Below are 1,083 nucleotides of genomic sequence, written 5' to 3'. Positions count from 1 at the left end.
GATGTTGGTGTAACGCCAGGAGGACGTCTTGCGGTTGAGGGCGCCCATGTAGATCTTGCCGGCCTTCTGGATGCTGACGCCGGTCACCGAGGAGGGACCGCCGGAGCAGATCGGGCTGGACGGCTTGCCGCCACCAGGGTTGTTGCCCTCGGCCAGCAGGTAGAACCAGTGGTTGAGCGGCCCGGCCGCCGAGTGCACCTCGGTGTTGGGGATGGAGGAGGAGTAGCAGTTGGGGTCACCCAGGGCGCTGGGGTTGTACATGTTGCGGATCGGGCCCTGGCCGACCAGGTCGACCTCCTCGCCCACCAGGTAGTCCGGCGGGTCGTTGGGGTTGTTGGCGTAGGCCTCGGTCAGCGCGCCGAAGATGTCGCCGGTGCCCTCGTTGATGCCGCCGTTCTCGTTGCCCGAACCGGCGCCACCGGGGGTCGTCTGGAAGACGGCGTGGCCGAACTCGTGGGCCACCACGTCGATCGGGGTGGCCTGCTGGGTGTTGGCCTGGTTGTGGCCGAAGTTGGTGTAGCTGCCGTTCCAGTAGGCGTTGACGTCGGCCAGGCCGACCCGCGCCGGGAAGCCCCTGCCGCTGCCGTCGATGCCGCTGCGGCCCAGCCAGTCACGCAGCATGTCCCACTCGCGCTGGACGCTGAACAGGGCGTCCACGCAGGCGGTCTCCAGGTTGGTGCCCGAACCGTTGCCCCAGGCGTCGTCGGTGCCGGTGTAGGCGCTGCCGCCCTGCCCGCCGCACGCGATGCCCGGACGGGTGGTGTCGGTCATGGAGTAGGAGCTGCCGGAACCGCTGGTGTTGATGGTGACCTGGCCGTAGTAGAAGCCGTTGCCGCTGCCCTCGCGGACCAGGTCCACCGCGTCGGCGACGGCGCCGGTGCGGGCGTCGACGTAGACGTCCTGCACGCTGGGCTTGCCGGCGGCCAGGCCGGAGACCTTGACCTCCCAGGCCAGCCTCGTGGCGTCGGCGCGGGCGAGCACGACCAGGCGGGGGGCGGTGCTGTCGTCCACGCGGGACAGGCGGGCCTTGGCGGTGGCGGTGGCCTTGGCGGCGCTGACGGTGGCCTTGGTCGCGACCTCACG

General features: G+C 70.5%; 1 protein-coding gene. It reads right to left on the bottom strand.

Annotated features, from left to right (window positions below; translation table 11 throughout):
* Positions 1 to 1,083 (bottom strand): M4 family metallopeptidase (locus ACWCSU_RS52855; protein ID WP_449945282.1); only part of this gene is annotated, 1,083 nt, incomplete at both ends.

This window comes from Nonomuraea sp. NPDC001699, from assembly GCF_053596455.1.
This window is presented reverse-complemented; position numbering and strand designations above follow the sequence as displayed.